The sequence below is a fragment of the Streptomyces mangrovisoli genome (assembly GCF_000974985.2).
In the GTDB taxonomy this organism is placed as follows: domain Bacteria; phylum Actinomycetota; class Actinomycetes; order Streptomycetales; family Streptomycetaceae; genus Streptomyces; species Streptomyces mangrovisoli.
The window spans coordinates 1-4844 of the sequence record NZ_LAVA02000145.1 but is presented as its reverse complement, the minus strand read 5'-3'; the positions used below and the strand labels follow the sequence as shown (position 1 = coordinate 4844).

Genomic DNA, 4844 nt, shown 5'->3' with positions numbered 1-4844 from the left:
GGGCACGGCGGGGAAGCCGGGAGGGTGGGGAAGGGCGGGCTCGGCGGGGGCGCCGGGCCCGGCGGGCCCGGCCGGAGCGGCAAGCGGGGCCGGAGTGTCGGGCTCAGCCGGAGCGGCGGGTACGACCGGGGTGGCGGGCCCGATCGGAGCGGCGGGCCCGGTCGGAGCGGCGGGCACGGCCGCGGCGCCGAGCTCAGCCGGAGCGGCGGGCTCGGCCGGATCGGCAGGCGGGGCCGGGGGGTCGGGCTCAGCCGGAGCGGCGGGCTCGGCCGCGGCGCCGGGCCCGGTCGGCGGGTGGGGGTCGGGGAGGTGGCCCGGTGCGGCGGGGGCTTCGGCGAAGGTGTGGGTGAGCCTGGACAGGGCCTGTTCGAGGACCGTGACCATGCCCGCGTGGTCGTCGGCGCTCCCCCACAGCACGGCCAACTCACCTGTTCCGACGCCTGGTTCGACGTAGGTGCCGGGCCGCACCCGGGTCTCGTAGCCTTCGAGGCCCGGCAGGGCGAGCACGTCGGCGACGCCGTGCACGGCCGTCAGCAGGCCGCCCCCGGCGGGCGTCGGCACGGCCCGCGCGAACACGACCCGGTCCTGCGGGACCCAGCTCGTCGGGGCGGGACCGCCGAGCGCCAGCGTGGCCGCGAGGACGACCGGGTCCAGGCCGCCCGCGAGCCGACCGAGCCCGCTCTGGAAGCCGCCCAGCCGGCCGTTGACCTCGATCAACCGCGGTCCGTCCGCGGTCAGTTTGACCTCGGTGTGGGTGACGCCGGTCCGTACGCCGAGCGCCCGGACCGCGCGCCCCGCGAGATCGACGACGGCGGCCTGCTCGTCGCCCGCGAGGGGGGCGGGCCAGTAGTGGCCGACCTCGCGGAAGGGCGGGGCCAGCGGGAATTTGCCGGTCACCGCCCAGTGCGTGACCCGCCCCTCGACGACGGCGCTCTCGACGGAGACATGGTCGCCGAACGGTGTGCGGTCGACGCCCGCGAGGTACTCCTCCAGGACGAGCGCGGACTCCGCGGCGGGCCCGCTCAGCAGCCACTCGGCGAGTTCGGCGCCCGTCGCCGCGTCCCGCACGAGATGCGTGCTGCGACTGCCCTCGCCGCGGGCCGGCTTGAGGACCGCGGGCAGACCGACCGCGGCGAGCGCGGCCGCCCAGTCCCCCGTGGCGCGCAGCAGCGCCGAGCGCACCGGGTCCACGCCCCGATCCCGCAGCCTGCCGCGCTGCGCGTACTTGTCGGTCAACAGCCGTACGGTGTCCGTGTCGTGGTACGGCAGCCCGAGGCGTTCGGCGAGCAGCGCGGTGGTGCCGAGCCGGCGCTCGCTGAAGGTGAGCACGGCGTCGGGGCCGTGGGCCCGCAGCTGCGCGGCGGCCTGGTCGAGTTCGTCCGGCCCGTCCCCGTCGACCGGCACCACGTCGGCCAAGTCGGCCAGGAGCGGGGCGAGTTGCTCGGTGTGTTCCGATCGGCACACGGCGAGCACGACAGCGCCGAGCGGTTCGAGCCGGTCCACGATGTCCGCGGGCGCGACGGACCCGAAGTCGTACACGACGGCGATGACGGGGCGGGACATGCCGGGCTCCTCTCCCTTCCTCAGGCGTCGACGTGGTCGGGGTCCGGCGCGAACCGCACCCCGGAGAGGGTGGCGGCGAGCGCGGGCGCGGCTGAGGGGGACGGCGCGGCCAGGGCGGGGGTCTCCGTCGGGCCGGTCAGGCCGAACAGGCCGAGCGCCGGCTCCAGCCCGGTGATCTCGGCGGGTGTCCGACGTGACGTCGTCCACGCGTCACGGCCGAGCCGGTACCGGTCGCTGACGACGCGCTCCCCGCGCACGGCGTTGACCTGCGCCCCGTCGTGCGTGAAGCCGAACTTGCGGCACACGGCCTGCGAGGCGTCGTTGCCGCGTCGTACGACGGAGAACGCGTCGTGCGCGCCGAGTCCGGTGAAGGCCAGCTCCAGGGCCGCGGCGCGGGCGTGGCCGCCGAGCCCCCGGCCCTGGTGGCGCAGGCCGAGCCAGGAGGTGAGCAACACCTCGCGGGTGACGACGAAGTCGCGGGCGCCCAGCGACTGGGAGCCGATCACCTCGCCGTCGTGCACGGCGACGAGGTACAACGTCCAGTCGTTCGGGCCCCAGTTGGCCATGGCGTTCCAGTGGCGCTGCAGGACCCGGCGGGCGACGGTCGCGGGGTCGCCGTCGGTCCACTGGGAGAAGAAGGGCATGAATCCGGGCACGTGGACACCTTCGGCTCCCAGGCTCGCGAGCGCGTCGAGATCCTCCGGTGTGGGGTGGCGCAGCTCCACGAGCGGGGTGCGCACGGTGATGCCGCTCGGCGGCCAGTGCTGCATGACGGGTGCCTCCTCAGGGGTACGGCGGCGGGGCAGGGCGTGGCGGGTCAGGGCGTGGCGGTCAGGAGGTGCGGTCAGGATGTGGCGGGCAGGGGCGCGGATCCGGGGGTCGATTCCGCTTGCGGCTCCGTGGCGGGTTCCGCTTGCGGCTCCGTGGCGGGTTCCGATCCGGGTTCCGCTTCGGGCGCCGGCAGGTCGGCGGTGGCCGGCAGGGCGCGGCGCAGGGCCGGGCCGACCAGGGCGACGACCGCGCAGATCCCGATCAGCGCGGCGACGAACGGCACGCCGTCGGCGAACGGCAGGGCCACACCCGCCAGCAGGGGCCCGGCCACCGAGCCGGTGGACACGGCGACGGACAGCATGGCGTTGGCGCGCCCGCGGGTGCGCTCCTCGGCGAGGTCGTTCAGCAGCCCGGTGACGACCGGGAAGACCAGCGCCTCGCCGACCGACAGCAGCAGCACGCCCGCCATCGCGAGGACGGTCGCGGTCGCGCCGTGGTGGCGCCCGGCGACCAGGACGAGCGCCCAGGCCGCCGCCCACAGCCCGCCGCTCGCGCCGAGCACCGTGCTGCGCCGTACGCGCTGCATCCGCTCGCCCAGGACGACCTGGGTGGCGACGGCGACGACGATGTTCACGGCGAAGGTCCCCGACAGGCCCTCGGCGCCGACCGCTCCGCCGGCCGTGAGATAGCCCGGCAGTCCGCTCCTGAGCTGCCCGTAGGACACCAGCGAGCACAGGGTCAGGGTGGCCAGCAGCACGGCGACGGAGCGCTGTGAGAGGACCTGGCGGTAACCGACCTGGTCGGCTGCCTCCGGCCGCTTCCCGCCGGTCCGCTCGATGCGCGGCAGCAGCAGGACGAACGCGGCTCCGGCGGCCAGGAAGGTGGCGCCGTCGGCGACGTACAGCGCGGCGAAGCGGGCGGCCCGCGAACCCGGGCCCGAGGCGGCGACCAGGCCGCCGACGAGGACGCCGAGCCCGGTCATCGCGTTGAACACCGCGTAGTCGGCGGAGAAGGCGAGGCCGCGCTCCCGGGCCGAGGGGGCGCCGGCGTACAGGTAGCGCATCACCGTGCCCACCCCGCTGATGCCCAGGCCGTACACGACGGCGGCGGTGAGGGCGAGCGGCGCGGACGTGGCGGTGGCGTAGAGCGCGGTGCCCACGCCCGCCACGCACATGACGAGCGTGACGACGGGGCGCGGCGCGACCCGGTCGAGCACGGCTCCCCACACCAGCCCGCCGACGACCGCGGTGGCGGCCTGGACGGCGAGGGTGGCGGCGGGGACCCAGGTCGCGAGGGAGCGTACCTGGCCGAGGTAGATCCACAGGAACGGCAGGACCAGGCCGCCGCCGAAGGAGTTGACCGCGTTGACGGCCAGCACCGCACGGGTGCGCGGGGAGAACTCCCGTACGACCGCGAAGGGGTTGGTGCTCACCGCGCCTCCAGCACGTACAGCCACGAGTGCGGGGTGCCGAAGGCGACCGTGCGCACCGGGTGCAGATCGGCCGCGGCGAACAGCTCCTCGTACGTCTCCTTGGTGTGCAGCGGTACGCCCATGAGCGCGTGGGCGAGTTCGTAGCCGAGGGAGAACACCGGCAGGCTGGTGGAGTGTTCGGCGTCGGGGCGCAGCATGGTGTCGGCGAGGACGAAGGTGCGGGCGGCGGGGAACGCCTCGCGCAGCCGGGTGAACAGCTGCGGGCGGGTCACGGGGTCGGCCAGCAGGTCGTGCAGCAGGAAGAAGCTCATCACGGTGTCCACCTCGGCGATGGCGTCGCGGTGGGCCTCGCGGTGGCAGACGTCGAGGACGTCGGCCTGGACCGCCCTGACCCGGTCCTCCAGTCCGGCCTCCGCGATGGTGCGATGGCCCAACTCGGTTGCGGGGCCGCTGATGTCGAGGCCGAGGCCGCGGGTGCCGGGGCGGGCACCGACGACTCGGCTGACCCGTGCGGAGATGCCGCTGCCGAGGTCGGCGATGGTCCTGAAGTCGACGCCCGCGAGCACGTCGTCGAGGGTGCCCGCCATGAAGGAGCGGTCGTTCTGGCCGGAGCCGAGGGCGACCATGGCCTCGTCGCGCAACAGGTCGGCGCCGAACGTGGCCTCGCCGGTGGCGAGTCGGGCGGCGCCGGCGAACAACTCGCTGTAGCCGCCGACCGCCCAGGTGAAGTAGCCGCGCATCCGGACCGTCTCGCGGCCCGCGTCGGTGAGGACGGCGGTGTCGCCGTCGTCCTCCAGGCGGACCCAGCCGCAGACCGCCGCGGCCCGCAGGACCTCGCGGACGACGCGCTCGCGCACCGCGGGTCCAGCGTCGAGCACGAACTTGGTGATGTCCAGGCGGGGTTCGTCGGCGAGACGGTCCAGGACGCCGAGCCGGTCCAGGGTGTGCACGACGGTGGCGGCGACATAGCCGTTGAACGCCTGGTCGACACCGATCGGGGCGGGGGCGGCGCCGTACCAGTCGGCGGGCAGGACGCTGGGAGGAGTGTGCAGGAGTGTCATCGTGATCCGATCTGCGG

The 4844-nt window shown here is 75.4% G+C and carries 4 protein-coding genes; all 4 read right to left on the bottom strand.

Annotation, left to right across the window (positions count from 1 at the left end):
* Positions 1 to 1563 (bottom strand): ATP-grasp domain-containing protein (locus WN71_RS43305; protein ID WP_071369942.1); only part of this gene is annotated, 1563 nt, incomplete at its 3' end.
* A gap of 20 nt (positions 1564 to 1583) precedes the next feature.
* Positions 1584 to 2333 (bottom strand): GNAT family N-acetyltransferase, encoded by a 750-nt coding sequence (locus WN71_RS38010; protein ID WP_046592875.1) that lies wholly within the window; start codon positions 2331 to 2333, stop codon positions 1584 to 1586.
* Positions 2334 to 2407: 74 nt separating this feature from the next.
* Entirely contained in the window at positions 2408 to 3766 is a 1359-nt protein-coding gene (locus tag WN71_RS38005; protein WP_046592874.1) for an MFS transporter, read from the bottom strand.
* Positions 3763 to 4844: methyltransferase (locus WN71_RS38000; protein ID WP_338058727.1), on the bottom strand; the 1082-nt coding region annotated here is incomplete at its 5' end. The genes WN71_RS38005 and WN71_RS38000, both read right to left, overlap by 4 nt.